The organism is Porphyromonas uenonis 60-3, from assembly GCF_000174775.1.
GTDB classification, from domain to species: domain Bacteria; phylum Bacteroidota; class Bacteroidia; order Bacteroidales; family Porphyromonadaceae; genus Porphyromonas; species Porphyromonas uenonis_A.
In genome coordinates, this window is sequence record NZ_ACLR01000124.1 from 1 (window position 1) to 20,892 (window position 20,892).

Here is a 20,892-nt window from a genome sequence, read left to right on the forward strand (position 1 = left end):
CAGGTACGAGGGAGACATATTTATTCGACTCTGCGAGGGCTCTTCGGAGATTGCCATCCTCTGAGAGCATCTGCGCTTTGGTATAAATGTAGGTGTAGTCTGTAGGGTCTAGCGAGATAGCCTCATCGATATACTTGAGGGCAGAGCTGTAGTCACCTATCCCCTGATAGGCAGTCGCTATGTGGCTGGCTACGACATCGTCTAGCTCTTGTCGCTCTGTGACTTGCTGGTAGTACTCCAGCGCACCCTTGTTGTCTCCGATGTTTTGATGTGCCAAACCGATAAGGAAGAGGTACTCTCCCGTTTTGCTCACTGACTCCAGAGCCTTGAGCTTAGATTCGAGGGTAGGCATCGCCTGAGCTGCGATGACATTGAGTAGGGAATAGGTGTCTTCGTCTGCCAGGCTGTTTGCAATGGTATAGATAATGTCATCCATCGCCTCATCGTAGTGCTCTAGCTTGACGTTGCTACCAGCTCTCAGATAGTAGAGAAAGCCTTCGTTAGGTTCGAGCTTGATAGCGTCGTTTAGGTTCTGTATGGCATCCTCATACTTCTCTTGTAGTATCGCAAGCGTAGCCAATCCAGTATAGCCAGTTGCGTCTTTAGGAGCTAGCGAAATAAACTTACGCAGGTCCACCTCTGCGAGTTCGTACTGCTCCATATTCATATAGAGACCACCACGCTTTAAGTATAGAGCAGACGTGTCGGGAGCATCCTTGATAGCAGAGTGCAGGTCCATAAGTGCCTTGACACCATCCTCGAGGTCTGTATAGATATCAGAGCGGAGGCTGTAGACCATAGCCCTACGTGCAGGCTTCGCCTGTAGGAGGGTGATCGCCTTGGTTGCAGCCTCTAGCGCTTGCTCGGACTTGCCCTGCATACGGTAAATGGTGGCGACGTAAGCCCAAGCGACACCATTGTTAGGTTCGCTCTGGAGTGCCTTCTGGACGTTCTCGAGGAATGCTGTCTGATTCTCAGGGTTAGGCATGATAGTCTCTAGGGCATCCTGGAGGTCGGGTGAGAATGTGTCAAACGTTCGCTCCAGGGTGGGTAGGTCTTGTGCAGAGAGGTCTGTCGTGTCCTGCACCTGAGCGGACAGCGTAGTGGCTAAGCAGAGGAGGCTTAGCAGTAGAGCCATGATTCGCTTCATCATATTGAGTAAGTTGCTGGTTTGTTGCTACAAATGTAGCTAATTCTCCCGAAAGGGGATCAGTCCTGGAAGCTAGGATAGCTCTACCGTACATTTCACCCACTATTCCAATCCATTGCTGGTCAGTAAAAGGCTTTTGAGGGGGGATTGAGTAGATTGTCCTGAAGAAGTGAACTAACTATCAGTACCACTTGGGTGAAACTAAAGTTTCATACCCCATGGCACAAAAGTTTCATACGGGAGAAACTAAAGTTTCATACGGGAGAAACTAGAGTTTCATACGAAGGAAACTGTAGATTGGTCGAAATCGAGTAGTCGGGAAGTGTTGCTTTCCGATAAAAGGTTTCAACGGGAGAAGAGTCTCTTGCTCAAAAGGAGGTGGGAGGGCTTGGCAATCAAAAATAGAAAGCTCAACCGCTTCAATTCTACGGTTGAGCCCCCTTGATGTGCCCTCTCAGACTTTTATCGGACAGCAATAATTCCAATCTCTCCCGATGGCATTGAGGTCGTCGCAGATAACGAGAGACTGTTGCAACAGTCAACAGTCTCACAATCTTGCAAGCAAGATTGTCCTGACTTTGCAGAAAGGATGAAGCGCAAGGCGCTGAGAGTGAGGTCTGAAGGGAGCATACCTCCGTATGTGACCGAAGCCGAATCCCGAAAGCAACACAGCGATTCGCCTTTATGCAACAGTATCAACGAGAGAGGAGCCATCTGCCTAGGCGGATAGCTCCTCTCGTGTGTTGGGGGTGACGCTCTGCTACGTCACTGCCGTTGTGTTACTTGACCAGAGCGACGAACTCGGGTGTCTGGCTGAAAGCTGCGAACTCGAGGTCACGCTGTGCACGCTGTGCGTAGCTGCGATCCAGTGCGATAGCTGCGCGAAGGTTGCTGACGAGCGCCTGTAGATCGTTGGTACGAGCTGCGACGACTGCCTTGAGGTAAGCGGTCTCGCCATTGGGCTGTGCGATAGCAGCGAGGGTGCGTGTGGCATCTGCGTACTGCCCCTGCATGATCTGAGCGATGGCTAGCGTATTCGATGGCGTATTGCCAAAGGATCGGATAGCGTCTGCATACTTGCCCTCGTGCATCTGTAGGAGACCGATGCCCTGACCAGCCTCGGGTACCTCTACGGCACTACCCATGAGGCGCTGAGCCTCTGCTAGGTTGCCACGGTCGAGAGCGAGGAGCGCTTCGTTCATATTAGAAGCCGCGTTGGGCTGGATCTTCTGAGCCTTTGCGAAGTAGCTTGCAGCCTGCTCGTAGTTGCCCTGAGCGAGGTAGAGCGTACCGATGTTGTTGTAAGCACGGTAGTCCTTTGGATAGAGCTGTACAGCCTGCTGGTAAGCATTCATCTGATCCTTAGCGTTGTCATAAAGTGTAGCGGTGTAGAGGATCTCCTCGATGGTGAGGCGACCTGGGCGCTGTGCCATAAACATCTTGAGCTCGTCATCGCTCTTGCCGATGATGCGTACATTGGCATTGAGGCGTGAGCGACGTAGCTCGGGGAGGATCTCGTCGGCTAGCTGTGTGAAGACGTGCGAGAGGTTGCGTATCTCACGCTCACGATCCTCGGGATCGGGATACATAGAGAGGACGCGCAGGACTAGCTCCTTGTCTTGTATCTTGCTTGCCTCTAGAAGCTTCTGGAATCCATCCCAGTCCTCAGCTGTGTAGTGGGCATTGACCTCGATCTTCTTCTTGCCTAGCTGGCGCGCTACGACACGAGAGGTGTTGCGCTCACGCTGTGCCGAGAGACGCTCGTTGAAGTCCTGAGCGCCATCGGGAGAGGCGTAGGCCTGGATCTCAATGTCTACCTCCTGGTTAGGCACCTGGTAAGCGTTGTCAACGACATCTTGCCAGTCCTTGACCTCACGCTTGTTGAGCTCAGCTGCACGTACCTCAGCACGGTTGATGAGGAACTTGAGGTCGGCTGTGTACTGCTCCTTGATAACTCTCTGGAATGCGTCACGAGCAAGAGCTGGCGTGATATCGCTAATGCTGGCTAGGTCAGCAGTCATGATGGTACCACGAGCTACCTTGACAGCGGGGAGGTTGACTTTCTTGCCCTTGATTGTAGCAGCAAAGGTAAGGTAGAGGTCACTCTGCTCCATACCAGGCTTGTAGTCAAAGGTAAAGGGTATGATGACGCTACCACCACGCTCGTAAGAGATGGTCTGGTAGTTGTCACGTACGTTCTCACCCTGTATGGTGACGGTCTGTCCCGTCACGCTGGTGCCGTTGTAGCGTAGCTCGGGAGTTACATTGACGATAGCACGCTTGTGGCACCACTTAGCTGGGATCGTCAGACGAACTTGTCCAGGTATTTGCGTACCCACGAGTGTCAGGGGCGTGGGATCTACCTGAGCAGCAGAGCCATCGAGAGGCTTGAGTCTGCAAGCACACGAAGAGACCAAGACCGCTAGCAGTAGGGCGGTGGTGATCTTTAGTAAGTTTCGATAAGTCATAGTTTGATCTATATATAAAGGTAATTATTTCGTTTGTGAGTCTGTGGGGGCTTTCTTGCCTTTTCCCAAAGACCTGATGCGCCACACGATGGAGCCGATGAGCGCTAGAAGGATTAGGGCCAAAGCTGTGAAGGCTATGCTCTCGGTCACGGTTATGGAGCGTGGCGCAAAGGTGAGCGTGAGCTGGTACTTGCCTGCGGGCAGTGAGACGGCTCGCAACACGTAGTTAGCCCGTGCGATAGGTATCTCCTTGCCATCTATGGTGGCGTGCCAGCCGTGCGGGTAGTAGATGTCTGATAGGATGGCGATGCCAGGAGCCTCGGCCGATACGTTGTAGACTACCTGTCGTGGGGTGTACTTGGTGACGGTGATGCTACGCTGAGCGGTGCTGTTGGGTAGCATGAGTGGCTGTGGTAGCTCTTCGCCAAAGCGGAGATCGACGACTCCGACGTGTCGTAGATCTGCCGTGGTGAGTGCCTCCATCTCCTCATTAGCATTAGCGACCCAGCGAAGGCTATCGACAAACCACGCTGCTCCGAAGGCATCTGGATTGGTCATCGCCATAGGTGCTTTGGTCTCAGGGTTGGGGACGATGAAGTACTTCGTATTGAGCATATCGTAGACCTGCTTATTGCCTGTAGAGAGCTGGTAAGTGATCAGGTCTTGATAGCGCTGTAGCTTGGCGGCGTGATAACCGCCCACGCTGTGGTGCCAGCGAGAGGTGGTGGCATCGTTGAAGCTATTGACCGTACGATTGAAGACACGATAACCGAGGCTTTTGTCCTGAAGGATCGCTCGGTCAGCCTCCGTCATAGGAGCTGCCTGCTGCTGTACCAGTTGTGGAGCGATGAAGTCGTCATCGGCTAGGTAACGCTTGTCTACCTGCCACAGGTCTATGAGTGTCAGTCCGACGAGGATGCAGCAGAGCCACTGAGTCTTGAGATAGCCCTTGGCAAAGAGCCATAGGGGCACTGCACTCAGCACGATAAAGAGCAAGCTGCGCCATATGTCTGCTCGGAAGATGTCCATACGTATCGTCTTGAGCTGATCTTGTAGCGTCAGGTAGCGAGGGTCTTGTGTGGCTAGCTCGGCAAACATGCTCTTCTCTTGCTGGGATAGGAAGCCGAAGAAGAGATCTGGCAGAAGAGCGAAGAGAAGTAAGAGCAGAACTGGCACTCCGCCTGCTATCCAGACGCTTTTGCTACGTAGGAGCTGAGGCTCCTTGATGAGCTGCACGAGAGCCAGTACGGCTAGCGTTGGGATCGTTAGCTCTGCGATGACTAGAATCGAGGAGACCGCTCGGAACTTGTCGTACATTGGCATCCAATCGATGAAGAGATTGGTCAACGGCATGAAGTTTTTACCCCATGCGAGCAGTATCGAGAGGATCGTAGCGATGAGTAGTCCCCACTTGATCGGACCCTTGACGACGACACAGCCGATGATGAAGAGGATACAGACGAAAGCACCCACATAGACGGGACCCGAGGTGAAGGGTTGGTCACCCCAGTAAGCGTTCATCTGTCCCAGCATCTGCTGGTACTCGTAGGGAGCCTTGGCGAGTTGCTTGGCGTGCCCCTTGGCTATAGGCTCGGTTGCACCGCCCTTCGTATTGGGTACGAGGAGCGTCCAGGTCTCCCCGATGCCGTAGCTCCACTGGGTGATGTACTCTTTGGAGAGTCCCTTGCTATTGACCTCAGCTTCCGCTTGTTCGGGAGCATGTGGCGGAGCGATCGTTAGCTCACTGCCACCACGCATCGTCTCCTGAGCGTACTGGTAAGTGTGGTAGAGGTTGGTCCCATTGACTGCGATGGCGAGGAGCCCTGCGAGGATAAGTACACCTGTAGACTTGAGGAAGCCCACAACCTGTCGCTCTCTAATCGCCTGCACCAAGAAGGCGATGACTAGGATGCCCATGAGGAGTGCGAAGTAGTAAGTCATCTGCACATGGTTTGCCAAGAGCTGTAGCGCCATAAAGAAGGCAAAGAGCGCACCTCCCCAGAGGCGTTCGCCACGGTAGCACCAGACGAGTCCAGCGATCGTGGGGGGCACGAAGCAGAGTGCGGTCAACTTCCAAATGTGCCCCGCATGAATGAGGATGATGAAGTAGCTTGACAAGGCCCACATCACCGCTCCCAGTACGGAGGGCAGAGGATCGACCTTGAGCGAGCGCATGAAGATGTAGAAGCCCACAAGTAGCGCAAAGATTAGCCACGGATAGGTGCCAAGAATGCTCAGTGGCTTACGAAGCGTCAGCACATCTTGCAAGTATTGCAGAGGCTTGGTCGAGGGATAGGAGGGACTGATCTGATACATTGGCATCCCGCCAAAGAGCGAGTTGGTCCAGTAGGAAGTCTCGTCGCTAGCCTGCACGTCAGAGCCATTGCCTGAGACGCCCGCCACGTCCGCCTGAAAGAGCGTCCTCCCCTCAAAGTGTGCTGGCGCAAAGTAACCAAGCGCTACAATCAAGAAGAAGCCGAAGATGAGCAAGATGCGTTGCCAAGGAATCTGTTTCATAAGATAACTCAGAGATAGAGTTTGAGGATTAAGCTTTGCACCGTTTGAACCGCTGGCTGAGGTAGCCGATGCCATAGCCCGAAAGCTGGACAAAAGAGGCTACGACAGCTCGCCAAGCGACCGCCACTGAGTGCGTGCGACAGGATGCGTCTGCAAAGATAGTCACAATAAAGAGTACATGGTAGAGCCAAAACCATGGGCACCACACCGCAAGTAGCGTGAATAGTAGCGTTGTCACGACAAAGAGCGTGGGGAGTAAGTAGGTCAAGCGCATTGATCCTGGGTGTCTTCGTGAGAGCTCCACACGAGCTGTGCCGGAGTGCCACACTTGTCGGTAAAACTTACGCAAGTCCACGCGACGCTTGTGATAGAGCACCGCCTCGGGAAGGAGAGCGACCCGACTGTTCGCCTCGTAGAGACGCATGCTAAAGTCAATATCCTCGCCATAGCGCATCGTTTCGTCAAAGCCTCCCAACGATTCAAAGAGATCCTTCCGACAACCCAAATTGAAGGTGCGTGGGTAGAACCGCTTTGTCAGTCGCTTGCTCCCGCCTCGTATGCCGCCCGTCGTGAGGGGCGAGGTCATCGCATAGTTGATCGCCCGCTGCCACATGCCGAAGGAGCCGTCTTGCAGAGAAGGAGCCGCATCGGGCCCGCCCCACGCATCGCACTCGTCCGCAACGATCGCCTGAGATACATTATATAGGTAGTCAGGCGGTAGCACCACGTCCGAATCAAGGATGATCACCCAGTCGCCCGTAGCGTGGCGCACACCTATGTTGCGCGCCTTGGATGGTCCCCCGTTGGGAACCACCTCATAGTGTATGCTCATCTGGTCACGATAGCGATCCACAACCGTAGCGCAAGGCACCGAGCTCCCATCCTCCACGATAACGACTTCGTAGGACGGGGGCGTCTGTTGCTGAGCGAGCGAGTGTAGTAGCTCCTCAATCTCGTCAGGGCGGTTGTAGACAGGGATAATGAGCGAAAGCATTAGGACCTAGTTTGGGTCAAAGCGTCTTACAGTACCTTCCACTCGGCGCCGCTCTTGGTATCTTGGATTTCAAAGCCCAAAGCGGTCAGTTTGTCTCGTATCAGGTCACTGGTCTCCCAGTCCTTGCTTGCCTTAGCCTTGGAGCGAATGTCTAGAAGTAGATCAACGGCTCCAGCGAAAGCCTCTTGTTGGCTGCCGCTCAGATCGGAAGCCTCTGTAGCCGACTGCATACCGAGTATGTCGTGCAGGTAGAGATCGTAGGTCTTGCGTAGCTCCTCTAGTTGCTCGCTCGTGATCTGCTCGTGTCCGTCGTGGATCGAGTTAATGAGACGAGCCGCATCAAAGAGCGCAGCAATCACCATCGGCGTGTTGATATCGTCATCCATCGCCTCCTTGCAACGCTCCGCCAAATCAATCTTCTCGATCGTTGAGGTAGCCGATGGCTTGAGCGACTGAAGCTTAGCGTCAGCGTCCATGAGGCGTTGGTACCCCTTCTCGGCAGCTTGCAGAGCACTATTGCTAAAGTCCACCGTGCCACGGTAGTGTGCACTCAGGACGAAGAAGCGAATGGTCATCGGTGCATAAGCTTGCTCGAGTGCAGGGTGGTTGCCCGTGAAGAACTCCTCCAGGGTGATAAAGTTGCCCGCACTCTTTGCCATCTTCTTGCCATCCACCGTGATCATATTGTTGTGCATCCAGTACTTGACCATCGGTTCTCCTTGCGAAGCGACCGCCTGTGCTATCTCGCACTCGTGATGCGGGAAAGTCAAGTCCAGTCCACCGCCATGGATGTCGAAGTGAGCGCCCAAGTACTTACGTCCCATGGCGGTACACTCGCAGTGCCACCCAGGGAAGCCCTCACTCCAAGGCGAAGGCCAGCGCATAATGTGGCTAGGCTGCGCCTTCTTCCAGAGAGCGAAGTCCAGCGGGTTGTGCTTCTCGTCCTGCCCGTCCAGCTCGCGCGTGTTGGAGATCATGTCCTCCACATTGCGTCCGCTCAAGATGCCGTAAGGGTGGTCAGCGTGGTACTTGAGCACGTCAAAGTAGACGCTCCCCTCGCTCACATAGGCGTAGCCCGCATCAAGAATCTGCTGTACTAGCTGAATCTGCTCGATGATATGTCCCGAGGCAAGTGGCTCGATCGAAGGTGGTAGCACATTGAGCAGGCGCAGACTATCGTGGTAGCGGTTGAGGTAGTAGTAAGCCACCTCCATCGGCTCGAGCTGCTCGAGCTTAGCCTTCTTAGCTATTTTGTCCTCTCCATCATCTGCATCATGCTCCAGGTGCCCCACGTCGGTCACATTGCGTACGTAGCGCACCTTGTAACCGAGGTGCTTGAGGTAGCGGAAGAGAATGTCAAACGTAATCGCCGAGCGAGCATGCCCTAGATGCGGATCCCCATAAACGGTCGGTCCGCAAACGTAGAGCCCCACATGTGGCGGGGCAATTGGCTCAAAGGGCACTTTAGCCCTCTCCAGCGTGTTGTAGATGTATAGTTGGCTCATAGGTCTTTTTATAGTCCAAAGGTCATAGCACCGTGCAGATACACCAATGCTTTCGCAAAGATAAGGATTTTAGAGATACCGTGTCTCGGGTGTGGGGCTTAACTTTCAAAAGCTCCCGCCATAGCTTGAACGTAGGTGAGGTGGTAGGGCGCAGTCGTGATGCTACGAAGGAGGTAGCCCGTGAGAAGGGTAGGGTGGTCGTCCCCCTGTCGGCATAGACGGTGTAGCGGGCGAAGGAGTTGCTCTCCACGTCACAAGAGAGAGAAGCTTCGGGCGGAGAGACGGTATAGTTGGTCGCTAGGTGGCGCTTGACCTGTAGCGGGTAAGCTTTGTAGGCTGCTTCCTTGAGGCACCACACGGTGTAGAGCCATTCGTTCGCTTCGCTTGTCGTAAGATCTCGATAGTAAGCCAGTTCTGTCGGAGACATGAATCTCGGAGCGACTTGTGGCAACTTATCACTAGCCACCTGAATATCAATGCCGACACCGTGCGCTCCCTCACTAAGGACGAGAGCCACGTAGCTCCCGCTGTGGGATATGGAGATATGGTAGTCGTGGTCAGGCGAGACAAGGCGGGGTGCGCCAGAGGGGAGATGCGTCAGTTGCCAGACCGACTCCCTAGGAGCGATCTCGTCAAGTAGTTGCTGCGTTAATGAGCGGTAAGTAGGTAGGCTGGGCGCGATACTGGCTGGTAGCTCTGCGATGTAGAGTATGTCCCCTAGTGGGAGGGGTAGCTGAGAGTAGTTCACGCCTGAGACTCCGTCTGACTATCTGTCTGCGTGTCAGTCTGCTCCTTAGGATGCAGGCGCATCTTGAGCTGCATGATACGGTGGCGCTCCATGCGCGTCACGATGAAGTCAATGTCCGAGATGGTTATCTGCTGACCCACCTGAGGGATCTCCTGTAGCACCTCTAGGAATAAGCCTCCGACCGTATCAACCTCCTCGTAGTGTGGGGCAAAGTACTCTGGCTCTACATCCAGTAGCTTGCAGAGATCGATGAGCGACATACCTCCATCGATCAGATAGACCCCCTCGGCCAGCCGTACGTAGGGTGGATCCTCATCATCGTACTCGTCGACGATCTCTCCGACGATCTCCTCGAGGATGTCCTCCAGTGTGATTAGTCCCGAGGTTCCACCGAACTCATCAATCACGATCGCCATATGGATACGTTCCTGCTGTAGCTCCTCCAATAGGGTGTCAATCTTCTTATTCTCAGGTACGAAGTAAGCTTGTCGGATGATCTTTTGCCACGGGAAGGTGTCCTCCTCGTGCATATGAGGGAGGAGATCCTTCACATAGAGTACTCCTCGGATACTGTCCTGCGACCCATCGTAGACGGGCAGTCGTGAGTAGCCAGTATCCACAGCGAAGCTAAGCGTCTGATGATAAGCCCAGTGGTAGTTGACACCGATCATATCAACGCGTGGTACCATGATCTCATCAGCCGTCTTGTGGTAAAACTTGACAATCTCATGGATCATCTCCGTCTCCTTGTTGTCCCCATTTGTCGTCAGTGCAACAGCCTCCGAGAGATCGTCTACAGAGAGTTCAGGGCCTCGTCTAGCCTTAGAACCTAGGAGCTTAGAGGTCTTGATCAAGCCCTTGGAGCACCAAGCGATACCCTTGTAAAGTCCAGACACGGCTGGAGCCGTCAGTCGAATGAAGGAGAGTGGGTGGCGCTGAGCGTAGATCTTAGGGATGATCTCGCCAAAGAGTAGGAGCAGGAAGGTGATGAGGACCGTCTGGATGATAAAGCCTGCAACGAGATTTGCCGAGAAGTCCCAATGCTCGCCCACAAACCACGCACAGAGGATTGTGATCCCCACGTTGACCGCATTATTGCCGATCAGGATGGTCGCCAGTAGTTGCTCCGAGTGCGATAAGAGTTGGAGTAGTCGTGTGTCGTTGGGGTGCTCCTGATCTTTGATCTGCTGTACCTCTTTCGGAGTGAGAGAGAAGAAGGCCACCTCATTGCTCGACATGAAGGCGGAGCAAAGCAGTAGGAAGAGGATGATCAGAAGCGGTATAGCATCCATCCAAACGATAGGATTGCTGTACACGATTCCTCCGAAAAGGCTTAATAAGAAGGCATCACCCATTGCTCCTACTCTTGTAACTTATACCGTTGTCACCCACGCTCGTTGCGTCACTAGGGTCAGACGGTGATACTGATTGCTCGGCAGCAGGACGAGGCGATGCACTCTCCTGTCCACTGCTCTGCTTAGGACGATCCACAAAGGTGACCTTGTCCGCCCATATCTCTGTACGTGCATGGACCTGCCCCTGTCGATCTGTATAGCTGTTGTAGCGTATCTCGCCCTCCACGAGGAGGTGCGACCCCTTGCGCACCCAGCGCTCGACAAACTGTGCCAGCGTCCCGAAGATCACCACCGTGTGCCACTCCGTACGATCTGGGATCTGCGTACCATCACGCTTCGTATAGCCTGGCACAGAGGTCGCTAAGCGTAGCGACGCCTGACAGGTGCCCCGACGCGAATAGTGTACGCTGGGGTCTGCACCTACGAAGCCTATCAGGATCGCCTTGTTGTAGTACATAGAGCTGGTGAGTAAGTTGCTAGGGGTGACCTTATATACGAACGAAAGGGACTTGTCTTACGCATGGGCAAGGCAAGCCCTCGACGGATAGCCAAGGGGCTAGATACAAGGTCAGAGCCAGTGCTCCAGAGGGCACTTGGTCTAGGCTACTCCTTGATAGTTGTGATGCGCTTATTGAGGAAGATGTGTAGGAGGAATCCAGCAATCATCACGATACAACCGATCAGATTGAACATATTCCCACCCTTGTCCATCAGAGCGGGGACGATGAGGATGAGCGCCCCGACGAGGACTACCAGACTACCTATAGGGTTGAAACCTTTCATATACTTGTGATTACTATCTAAGGTGATACTTGTCAAAGGAGGGTGGTGCTGTATCCCCTCATAGGGACAACGCACCCTCGTGCCACAAAGGTAATACAAAATCGAGAGATAGCGCATGCCGAGATTTTCGCCATCATCACATCACGGGTTCCCCGAAAAACCAATTCCTCCGAAGAAATCTACAAATTGCTCGGTGGCAAATCGTTATTTCTTCCGAAGTTTGAAATAAAAGTTCGGAAGAATGAAATGAAAGTTCGGAAGAAAAATTTCGAAGTTCGGAAGAATTTGGCGTTTCCCCCGTGGAGAATTAGAATTCCCTCCGTAGAAAGTCGGATAAAAGGGGACTTAGCCCATAAATGTATCCGAACGAAAAAAAACTTAGAAGGGATAGCCTACGGCAAAGTGGTATCCGAGCGAATTGGCAAACCTGGGCAGGTTGTAGTAGCCACGCCGTGTCGTCTCAAAGGGTAGGTGCAGACCCACACCGACATCAAAGCGGATGACTAGGAAGTTGAGGTCGTAGCGTAGTCCTACGCCAGAGCCGAGGGCGAGCTGCTGGAAGAAGTCCTTAGCCCCAGTGATCTCTTGGAGTGATGCTCCAGGGCGGTTTTCGTCAGGACGAAGCAACCATATATTGCCTGAGTCGAGGAAGAGTGCACCGTGCAGATCGCCCGCAAGACGGAAGCGGTACTCAGCGTTCATCTCAAGCTTGAACTCTCCCGTCTGATCCATAAAGGCGTAGCGACTATTGCGTGGCACAAAGCGCCCTGGTCCGATACTGCGCACGGTGAAGGCGCGGATGCTGTTGGCACCACCGACGTAAAACTGCTCACTATACGGTGCCACGGTCATATTGCCGTAGCTGTAGATAGCTCCGACACCAGCTCTCAGGGCTAAGCTCTGGTTACGATCGATGCCGTAGGTATAGCGTAGCTCGGCGGTACCCTTGACAAACTGTGCGAAGGGGACGCCGAGGAGCTTTTTCGTCTCGTGGTAGTTGCACCCAGCTAGCGAGTAGATGCCGTTGAGGATATTGCCCGCCTGAGAGATGCCTAGGTCAATGTGCAGGTGGTGGCTGCCTAGTCCCGTGAAGATGTTGTCAAAGGTATACTGGTAGCTCATCTGCGGGATTAGTTGGCTCCGCAAGCTCAGCCCTAGGATGGGGTTGTCAGCGATGACCTTTTGAAATATCTCGGACTGGCGTGATAGGCGGTTGTAGTGTATCCGCAGAGGTGTGATCATGTGCTGATGCTGCGTATTGCGTACGCTATAGCTGGCGGTGAGTCCTAGAGAGGTGATCTGGAAGTAGCGAGCACGATTGAGCATGGAAGCGGATAGGGTGTAGGTGGTCTGCACGTCGTGTGTGAGGCGCAGATCGTAGAGCCACGGTAGTAGGATGCGTGGAGCCTGTAGGTTGAGGTTGGACCCGACCTCGTAGCTGTTGATGTCGGATATGGATACATTCTGATTGCTCCGTGTACGATTGGTCTGCCACTCATAGGAGCCGTAGAGATCGAGTGAGAGGCGCTCTCCACCTCCGAATACGTTGCGACGTCCGAGTGATAAGGTGAGTCCCGGACCGATGAAGTTGTTGGACTTGGTCGTGAAGACGGCAGAGAGCGAGGAGTCCCACGGTTTGTCTAGCTCGGCGGTGATGTAGAGATCGAGGAGGTTGTGTAGCGTATCACTAGCGACAAACTGCATGTCGACATAGGAGAAGGCTCCTAGTCCTAGTAGCGCCTGACGTGTAGCCTGCTCGCGAGACTGCGAGTAGAGCTCGCCAGTGCGTAGCTGTATCCTATTGGCAAAGACTGCGGGACGTACTCTTGGGTGCTCTCGGTAGTGTAGGGTTATACCCTTGAACTGCATGGAGTCTGTCAGCGAGAGCCGATCGTCCTCGGTGAGTAGGACGTGGACGGAGCCTATGCGCCATGGCTCGAAGGTATAGCTCGGGTAGCCACTCTGCTCTCGTACCTGCATATAGACTTTGCCTGGAGTGAGGAGCGTGTCTACCTGATAGACGAGCAGGTCTGGAGCGTAGAAGTAGTAACCACGGTCTCTCAGGTTCGTGACCAGCATGTCGCGGTCTTGGAGGATCTGTGAGAAGTTAAACTGATCCCCCTTGTGTATCTTCGACAGCTCGGCATGGTTGAGTATTTCGCCACTACCTAGGAGCCACGGCTCCATATAGCTGATGCTGTCGTAGAGGTAAGGCGCTCCGAGATCGGCCTTGTAGTAGACACGAGCCTGTAGCGAGTCACTGGTGGAGCGTGCTATACTATCGGTCACGACAGCTTTGAAGTAGCCGTGCTCGTGGAGGATCAATTTGGACTGCTTGGCGCGTACGTCGGGGCGTACGTCGCTGATGAGCTTGGGCTCCTCGGCAAAGAGCTTGTAAAGGCGCTTGCCGACCCACGTGCTGTCGTTGACAAAGCCGTTGTAAAACCAAAGTCCGATGGGTATGCGAAAACGAGAGCGTGCACTGCCGAAGAAGGCGTTATTGGGTGGTACGTTGAGCACCTTCTCCATATGAGAGATGGCTCGATCAGCAGCGTCACTGCCGTCGTCGCCCTGGATGCGTGTCTTGCCGATACCTATATATAGTAGCTCACCCTCGGGTATGTGTCGCGTCACCGAGCAACTACTCAGAGCTAGCAAGGTGCTGAGTAGTAGGAGTAGCGCATGAGCTATGGTTGGTCTGTAGCGATAACGGGTCATAGCTGTGGAGTCTGTGAGATTGAGGTTACGGTGTCAGGTGAGATAGGCGTAGTGTGTGACAGACTATCAAGGGGCTTCTTGGTGTCAGCCGGCTTTTCGGACTTCTTCTTTTGCCACCACATATAGTTGCGCGGATCAAAGAGATCGACGAAGTGACGTGCCTTGAGCTTGACCAGGTAGCCGATTCCTGTCTCGGTCACTACGCCCTCGAGCATGTTGTCGTTGTTGCGCCTGTGGAAGAGGGTCACATACTGCTGGCCAGCCTCGTCAAGACGATATTCGAAGGTGACGTTGTCGATGAAGGTCTGCTCGTAGTTGGTCGGCAGATTGCCCGAAGCGACGCGCCCACCGATGACGAAGCGTATGCGATCGTTGAGGAAGCGACGACTGAAGCTGTAGGTATAGTTCGTCTGCTGTAGCTGCGACTGGTTGTATCCACCCAGCTCCATGCCGAGGGAGAGGTTCGTCCCCTGGAGGAGCTTGCCCGTAAGGTTGTTGAGCTCGCTCATGGCGACGTTGCTGAGTACTTTCTCCATCGACATCTGTCCCATATCGGAGGCGAGGTAGGTGCCCGACACGAGCATGGCGACGGCCTGCTTGCCACGCTCCTCTTCGCTCATAGCGGAGAGCTGCGTCTGTGTCTCTAGGTCTTCGGGGGCTGCTAGGTCGAAGGCGAGTGCCATGTCCTTTAAGTTTTCATCGGCCTTGATGGATACCTTAAAGTCTACCTTATTGGTTGTCTCCCCTCTAGTCACGTCGGCGCGAAGCTTTTGCGAAGCAATGAAGTGTAGGTAAGGATCTAGTGGATCGCCACTCCAGACGAGGTAGCTCTCGGGCTCTATGTCGAAGTGACGTCGCCCTACGACGGGAAACTCATACTGTACCTCGCCACCGCTAAAGTCATACCGACCGACGAGGCTCATCGTGCCAAGTGGTGGATACTTCAGCCGGAGGTCGCCACCGCCCTGTATGCGTACGTAGTCTTGTCCTCGTGAGGAGAGGTCTATGCCGATCTGTACTGCGGGCTCGATGTGAAGCGCCACGGCTAGATCCATACGACCGAGGGACTGAGAGCGCTCTTTCTGAGGCTCCTCGACGATCGTTGTGTCTGAGAGATTGACAAACTCGACGACGCCTGACATGTTGTCCTGTGCCTTGATGGCTGCTTGCGACATGACGTAGGTCGCATTGGTTCCTCCATGTAGTGTGACTGATCCGAGTAGCTGGGGTGCTGTCAGGTAACCCTGCAGGCGTAGATCGGCAGAGAGGATGGCTCGTCCGTAGATCGACTGCTTGTTGTGGTACTTGCTGTCGATCACCTGTGCATGGTCGGCGTAGAGGCGGAGGTTGCTCTTGAGCGCCTCAGGCCCGAAGAGCTTTAGCCAGCCATCAAGGTAGAGCGAGGTCTCCTTGCCTTGTAGCGTTAGCTTGTAGTCCTGAAGGGTTAGTCGGCTCTGCTCGATAGTCAGCGGACGACTGTCGAGGGTGTACTTATTGCCTGTCAGAGATAGTGCGACCAATCCATCGGTAATGTGTGGCGCTCCATTGAGTATAGGACTCTTTGGCGTGCCCGTCACCGCAATTGAGCCATTGAGTGCACCTTCCAGACTGAGCAGATTGCCACCTAAGAAGGGGTTAGCCAGACGTAGTGGTAAGGATTCGAATGAAGCCTTCATATCCAGTGCTTCTTCGCCCTTACGGCTATGGTAGATACCGTCTACCGTGAGCGCTAGGTTACCATTGCTACTCACCTGTGCGGTGACATATTGCGAAGCATTGTCACGAGGCTCGTAGAAGAACGCGACACTCACGTTGCCTAGATCCCCATCCATGTAAGTCATGTCGTTGACCGAGAGATCGCCTGTGGCTCGGTAGACGTTGTCCACGCGCTCGATGCGCAGATCCATGAAAGTGCGTCCACTCATATCGGGGAGGCGTAGGATGCGTGCTAGGTCGCTCAGCTCTAGTCGCTGTACGTTGCAGAGCAAGCTCTGTACATTGCTAGGTTCGTCTAGATCGCTGTGGATAGAGAGCTTGGCGCCATGCGGATTCGTTAGCTCGAGATTGGCAAAGATTTGGTTGTCCTTATGAAAGTAGAAGAGCGCATTGTCCTCATTCGCACGAAGTCGCTCGCCAGCAAGGTAGATATCCTTGTCGGATAAGCTTACGCCAAAGCCCTGCGCATTGTAATACCCGCTAGCGCCCAAGCTGTAGTACAGCTCGTGGTCGCGTAGCCAGTCGAAGTCTAGGCTCATAGCTACAAGGTCTGTCTGAGCCGATCCGATGATCTTGTACGGTGGACGCTTGTCTTGTCGCTCGCCTTCGAGGCTGAGGTCTATCTGTAGCAATGGGTGTACGTATCGCTGAGCAAGGTTGTCGGAGTTAAACTGATCGGAGAGGTCTGACAGGAGTAGCGGTCGCATAGCCTCGGAGGGCAATTGCTGGCTCACGTGGGTCAGATGGTCTAGGAGTATGGGTCGACTTGGGGTGAGTGTCGTCAGCTGAAGGAGTGCGTTGTCACACTGTATCGTGTCGTACTGTAGCTGGTGCAGCTCGATGCGTCCATTGATCCCTAGATTAGGACTGGTTAGCAGATCTGCGTCGAGAGACTCTACGGATACATTGTACTTCTCCAGTAGTGAGTGGAGCGGGTGGTGCGATCCCATGTGCAGTGCTATGTGAGCATTGGGCAGGACGCTGATGAGGTCGCTGTAGGCGGTCAGGCGTGGCTTGTCAAACTGGTATTCTCCCGCCCACTTGGAGACTCCCGAGATAGAGGTCAAGAGATGGTTCAGTCCCTCCTGCGTCGTGACGCTCAAGTCTATGTCGTTGGCTCCTAGCTGTGCTATCACTTGCGACGTATCACTAGCCAGGCGCAGGTCGATCTGCTCGTTATCGATTCGCTGTGAGCCGACAGCTAGGTGCAGACCAGACAATTGTCCATCCACCATGTGGGTCTCGGCAAAGTCGCTATAGAGATCTGCCGTAAGCCTCAAGCTCCCCTCCATAATGCTGTCGCTTAGTCCTAGAGCTTGGAGGTCAAGGTGAGAGACATCTAGGTCTATCTTGCCTCCGAAGGAAGGCCGCTTGCCAGCTGTGATGAGCGTTCCCGCAATGTCCCCAGATAACTGTGCCGAGGGGTCGTACGACTGCAGAGAGACAGACACGGAGTCCCCACGCAGGAAGCCGTCGAGTGAGAGGTTGCGGAGCCTATGGTGCTTATAGTTGACTTCGTCTAGGGCTACTGCGACAAGTCCATTCTTGTTTCTAGACTTTAGAGAAAAGCCTGCGCCATCAGCCTTGATTGATCCCGAAATTACTCCGATGGAGTCGCGAGGCATAAACTGAGCGACATCAAAACGGTCGAGATGACCGTCAATCTTGTAGCGTTGCTGACGCAGGGCGTACGTTCCGTTGAGCGAGAGCGAGCCTCTCGGTGTGCCAAGATGCAGATCCGCTGTTATCTGGTCGCCGTGGAGTGTGCCGTCTAGGTCAAGGTCCATCTTCGCTGGTAGTGTCACAGATCCAGACGCTTTGTCTATCCCTGCTAGGGCTAGGAGTAGCTTAGCGGCAGGGCCTGTCTGTATGCTACTTCGCAGGGAGGCTGTGCGCCTGTGTTCATCAAGGATGTGCGTGGCTGTGCCACTGGCCGTGAGTGCGATGAAGCCCTCTTGTCGCAACTCTAGATTGTATATCTCCAGGGCACTCAGCGAACCTCGCGAACGCAGGTCTACGGACAGCGGTACATCGGCCAGCTGCTTGTGACCGCCAGGGCTATAGAGCATACTGTCCAGACTAATGCGTGTGTAGTAGTATAGGTCTTGCGGAGCTAAGGTGCCCTTGAGCTCGGCCGTGACGACAGCCTCTTCATCGTCCGAGAAGAGACTTAGGGGAAGAATCAGATCCCCCGTCAGCTGGCTCTTAGGTGTAGTGAGCATGAAGTTGCGCATGTTGACCACTTTGTCCTCAAGCTTGAAGTACCCCTGGAAGTGCTCCAGCTGAGCTCCACACTGTTCACGTAGACTCAACTGGTTAATGTCCATCTGCACCAGTCCCTTACTATTGATGGAGAGTCCATCTATATCGGCATGCGCATCGTGGTAAGACATATGACTGTAGTCCACGTAGGGAAGCTGTACCTTGGCTGTATCTGTTGCATAGCTAGCCCTAGTCAGGTCTACATTGATATGCTCTACAAGTAGGTTGAAGTCTGGTATCTCCACCATCACCTTGTCAACAGCGCCACGATCTATCACCGCATCTGTGTGTACGCCCGAAGGATAGAGGTGTATGTAACTAGCAAAGCGTGTAAGATCCACCCGATTGATATTGATGCTCATAGCTGGTCCAGGCTCGCTCGTCTCGGTCGTGTCAGTCTGGGTGTAAGCAAAGAACCCGTCCGCTAGGGAGACCGCAGCAATATCAATATCCATCGAGCTCAAGTCCACCTGCACATGTCCCGCCTCCATATTGCCCAAGCGGGCATCGATGCGACTACGGTTGAGACTATCTAGAGGCATCGCCACGACCGCATCTTGTAGATTCAGACGGGGAGCCTCTATGCGCTTGTTAAAGAGAGGCATCAGGGGCAGACTAGTGCGCAGTTCATTGACCCAAATAACCGTGTCTCCCTGCTCCGTGGCGAGTAGCTTGTCGACCCGCACCCGTAGCGGAAAGCTAATGCGCATCTCCTCGACCGTAATCTTCCAGCCCGTCTGCTCCTCGAGGGTACTGATGAGACGTCCTACAGCCCAGCGTTGTACACTAGGTAGGTAGATCGATCCTATCAGTAGCAGTAGTACTGTCAGTGGGGTGAGGAGTAGGATCCAAAAGAGTTTACGACGTCTTCGTACGGGGTTCATGGACTAAGTTTGGAGCCATCTGAGTAAGCCGAAGGGTGCACTCGGAGTGAGCTCTGAGCGAAGCATCCTAAGGCAAAACGGCTAGGTGCGTACAAAGATACGAATTTAGCGCCAAGATCTTATACTTCTTGTCGATGGAGTTACGGTTTCTTCTCCTTTGGCGGTGCGACAGCTTCGTAGGCACCTATGGTATAGCCACCCAGCTTATTCTTGCGTCGTGGTAGCCCCGTACGATCAAGGGCGCAGGCTGTGGGAGCTAAAGGCGAAAGCTCTTGCAGACCAGCCGTCTCTACGGGGTGAAAGTCAAAGTGAAAGTGATACTTAGCCTGTCTATTGTTACGATCCTTGTAGTCTTTGCCCAGCATCCAGTAACTATCCACAAAGGGGACAGTGGCTCGATGACAGGTAGGAAAAAGCTCCTCAACGAGTCGCTTAGCAGCGATAGAGTCCTGCCCCAGTCGCAGGTAGCAATGCTGCAGATCCAGCTGCGCCTGAGCCGAGGGGTGCCACGCTAGTTCGCCTGAGCGACGCAGCGTGTCGCTCTGTAGCGCAATCGTCTGTCTACCATCCACGATGCTGTTGATCATCTGTAGCTTGCCCTCCTTACCTACATAGAGTACAGGGCTGCGCCTGTGGTCAAATAGGTAGTCGCACACCACCGTCATCTGCTCTGCCTGTACGGTAGCTTTTCGCATGGATAGGCAGGAGCCACCCACATTGCTTAGTTCGCTGTTTCGTAACGTGTAGCTACCCCCTGCGAGGGTCAGGCCATCTCCGCCCATATTGGTGATGGTGCTTGACTCTAGGAGTAGCCGCTTCGCTAGAGGATCATTTCCCAGGGCAAAAGTCACCCCCTCCCGTCCATTACGAATGGTCGTATAGCGTATCTCATTGCCCTGGCTCTCAGCCGTAAACTGTATGTAGTCCCACTGATTTGGTAGCAAGCGATAGGAGACATCTGTCGTGAGATTGTCTCGTCGTACACCCTCTATGAGGATAGGACTAGCCGCTGAGCCTGCTAGTGTCAAGGCTCCTCGCACGATAATCCGCCCTCCTTGAGGCAGTAATAGGTGCCCCCCTTCGGCGATCGTTAGCCGTGCGCCTGGCTCTATCGTGATGCTGTCGGTTATTAGATAAGGGCGCTCACTACGCCAGAGGGTGTCCTTCGCTATGTGCCAGTTGGCGGGTAGGGTAGAGACATTTTGCCGATAACCCTCGATGCGCGTATAGTGTGTGACCCCATTGCAGCGCCACAGGAGCGAATCGGTCACCAGTGTCGGGAGGTCTGAGTCTCCAGCCGTAAAGGTAGCCTCCACAAAGACAAAGATACTATCACGCGGTGGTAGCGTCACATCTCGTATCTCCGAGCCACTACGTCCGTCCACGTTGATGCGGTACCCCTTATTGCCACCGCTCAGGAGTGATACCTCGTCGAGGAGTAGCGGATGGTCGTGCGGGTTGTAGATCATCGCCACGTGAGTCGCCGAGGAGAGGGCGCTGTAGAGTGTGTCCAGTCTTATCGTGTCCACGGAGAGGTGGGGCTGGCTACCCTCCGAGCGGTCATACTGCCAGGGCGATCGCACGCATGCCACCAGCAAGAGCGCTGCGCAGAGTGCTATGCTAGTCAGTCGTGCTAGAGCTCTGATAGATCTTTTTATTTCGTTCATCGAGTGTTCATCAGGTATGGAAAGTGTGGAGCCAAGCGACCTCTAGGTCACCAAACCCGTTGCGGGTCATGCTCCTCTTAGCAAAAGTACTGAAAATAGCGATTGGCGCAACCGCTCACACGCTA

General features: G+C 54.0%; 12 protein-coding genes. All 12 read right to left on the reverse strand.

Going from position 1 to position 20,892, the window contains the following annotated elements; genetic code table 11:
• On the reverse strand, window positions 1-1,153 hold a 1,153-nt coding region (locus tag PORUE0001_RS04665), incomplete at its 3' end, for a tetratricopeptide repeat protein (protein ID WP_007365345.1).
• A 776-nt stretch (window positions 1,154-1,929) separates the two neighbouring features.
• On the reverse strand, window positions 1,930-3,618 hold the full coding sequence (locus PORUE0001_RS04670; protein WP_007365349.1) for a tetratricopeptide repeat protein: 1,689 nt from the start codon (window positions 3,616-3,618) through the stop codon (window positions 1,930-1,932).
• A 24-nt stretch (window positions 3,619-3,642) separates the two neighbouring features.
• Window positions 3,643-6,135: a YfhO family protein gene (locus tag PORUE0001_RS04675; RefSeq protein WP_007365326.1), complete on the reverse strand. Its 2,493-nt coding sequence runs from the start codon at window positions 6,133-6,135 to the stop codon at window positions 3,643-3,645.
• Between the two features lie 28 nt (window positions 6,136-6,163).
• Window positions 6,164-7,129: a glycosyltransferase gene (locus PORUE0001_RS04680; RefSeq protein WP_007365318.1), complete on the reverse strand. Its 966-nt coding sequence runs from the start codon at window positions 7,127-7,129 to the stop codon at window positions 6,164-6,166.
• 26 nt (window positions 7,130-7,155) lie between these two features.
• The gene (gene cysS, locus PORUE0001_RS04685; protein WP_007365342.1) at window positions 7,156-8,634 is read right to left on the reverse strand and encodes a cysteine--tRNA ligase; all 1,479 of its coding nucleotides are present in this window, start codon (window positions 8,632-8,634) and stop codon (window positions 7,156-7,158) included.
• A gap of 22 nt (window positions 8,635-8,656) precedes the next feature.
• Window positions 8,657-9,382, reverse strand: a complete 726-nt coding sequence (locus PORUE0001_RS04690) for a 4'-phosphopantetheinyl transferase family protein (protein WP_007365351.1) — start codon at window positions 9,380-9,382, stop codon at window positions 8,657-8,659.
• Window positions 9,379-10,737 carry a hemolysin family protein gene (locus PORUE0001_RS04695; RefSeq protein WP_007365333.1) on the reverse strand — a complete coding sequence of 453 codons (1,359 nt, stop codon included), beginning with the start codon at window positions 10,735-10,737 and terminating at the stop codon, window positions 9,379-9,381. Before PORUE0001_RS04695 ends, PORUE0001_RS04690 begins: the two co-directional genes overlap by 4 nt.
• Window positions 10,730-11,194: a single-stranded DNA-binding protein gene (locus tag PORUE0001_RS04700; RefSeq protein WP_007365331.1), complete on the reverse strand. Its 465-nt coding sequence runs from the start codon at window positions 11,192-11,194 to the stop codon at window positions 10,730-10,732. The genes PORUE0001_RS04695 and PORUE0001_RS04700 overlap by 8 nt, the downstream gene beginning before the upstream one ends.
• A gap of 146 nt (window positions 11,195-11,340) precedes the next feature.
• On the reverse strand, window positions 11,341-11,520 hold the full coding sequence (locus PORUE0001_RS04705) for a hypothetical protein (RefSeq protein ID WP_007365336.1): 180 nt from the start codon (window positions 11,518-11,520) through the stop codon (window positions 11,341-11,343).
• A 378-nt stretch (window positions 11,521-11,898) separates the two neighbouring features.
• Window positions 11,899-14,238, reverse strand: coding sequence for a BamA/TamA family outer membrane protein (locus tag PORUE0001_RS04710; protein ID WP_007365337.1), 2,340 nt, complete (start codon window positions 14,236-14,238; stop codon window positions 11,899-11,901).
• Window positions 14,235-19,100, reverse strand: a complete 4,866-nt coding sequence (locus tag PORUE0001_RS04715; protein ID WP_007365335.1) for a translocation/assembly module TamB domain-containing protein — start codon at window positions 19,098-19,100, stop codon at window positions 14,235-14,237. Before PORUE0001_RS04715 ends, PORUE0001_RS04710 begins: the two co-directional genes overlap by 4 nt.
• Window positions 19,101-19,240: 140 nt before the next feature.
• Window positions 19,241-20,767 carry a hypothetical protein gene (locus PORUE0001_RS04720; RefSeq protein WP_007365344.1) on the reverse strand — a complete coding sequence of 509 codons (1,527 nt, stop codon included), beginning with the start codon at window positions 20,765-20,767 and terminating at the stop codon, window positions 19,241-19,243.
• Window positions 20,768-20,892: the final 125 nt, after the last annotated feature.

Excerpts from the sequence above, each read along its gene's own strand:
- PORUE0001_RS04670 (WP_007365349.1), bottom strand. The coding sequence starts at position 3,618 with ATGACTTATCGAAACTTACTAAAGATCACCACCGCCCTACTGCTAGCG.
- PORUE0001_RS04675 (WP_007365326.1), bottom strand. The coding sequence starts at position 6,135 with ATGAAACAGATTCCTTGGCAACGCATCTTGCTCATCTTCGGCTTCTTC.
- PORUE0001_RS04680 (WP_007365318.1), bottom strand. The coding sequence starts at position 7,129 with ATGCTTTCGCTCATTATCCCTGTCTACAACCGCCCTGACGAGATTGAG.
- cysS (WP_007365342.1), bottom strand. The coding sequence starts at position 8,634 with ATGAGCCAACTATACATCTACAACACGCTGGAGAGGGCTAAAGTGCCC.
- PORUE0001_RS04695 (WP_007365333.1), bottom strand. The coding sequence starts at position 10,737 with ATGGGTGATGCCTTCTTATTAAGCCTTTTCGGAGGAATCGTGTACAGC.
- PORUE0001_RS04700 (WP_007365331.1), bottom strand. The coding sequence starts at position 11,194 with ATGTACTACAACAAGGCGATCCTGATAGGCTTCGTAGGTGCAGACCCC.
- PORUE0001_RS04705 (WP_007365336.1), bottom strand. The coding sequence starts at position 11,520 with ATGAAAGGTTTCAACCCTATAGGTAGTCTGGTAGTCCTCGTCGGGGCG.
- PORUE0001_RS04710 (WP_007365337.1), bottom strand. The coding sequence starts at position 14,238 with ATGACCCGTTATCGCTACAGACCAACCATAGCTCATGCGCTACTCCTA.
- PORUE0001_RS04715 (WP_007365335.1), bottom strand. The coding sequence starts at position 19,100 with ATGAACCCCGTACGAAGACGTCGTAAACTCTTTTGGATCCTACTCCTC.
- PORUE0001_RS04720 (WP_007365344.1), bottom strand. The coding sequence starts at position 20,767 with ATGAACGAAATAAAAAGATCTATCAGAGCTCTAGCACGACTGACTAGC.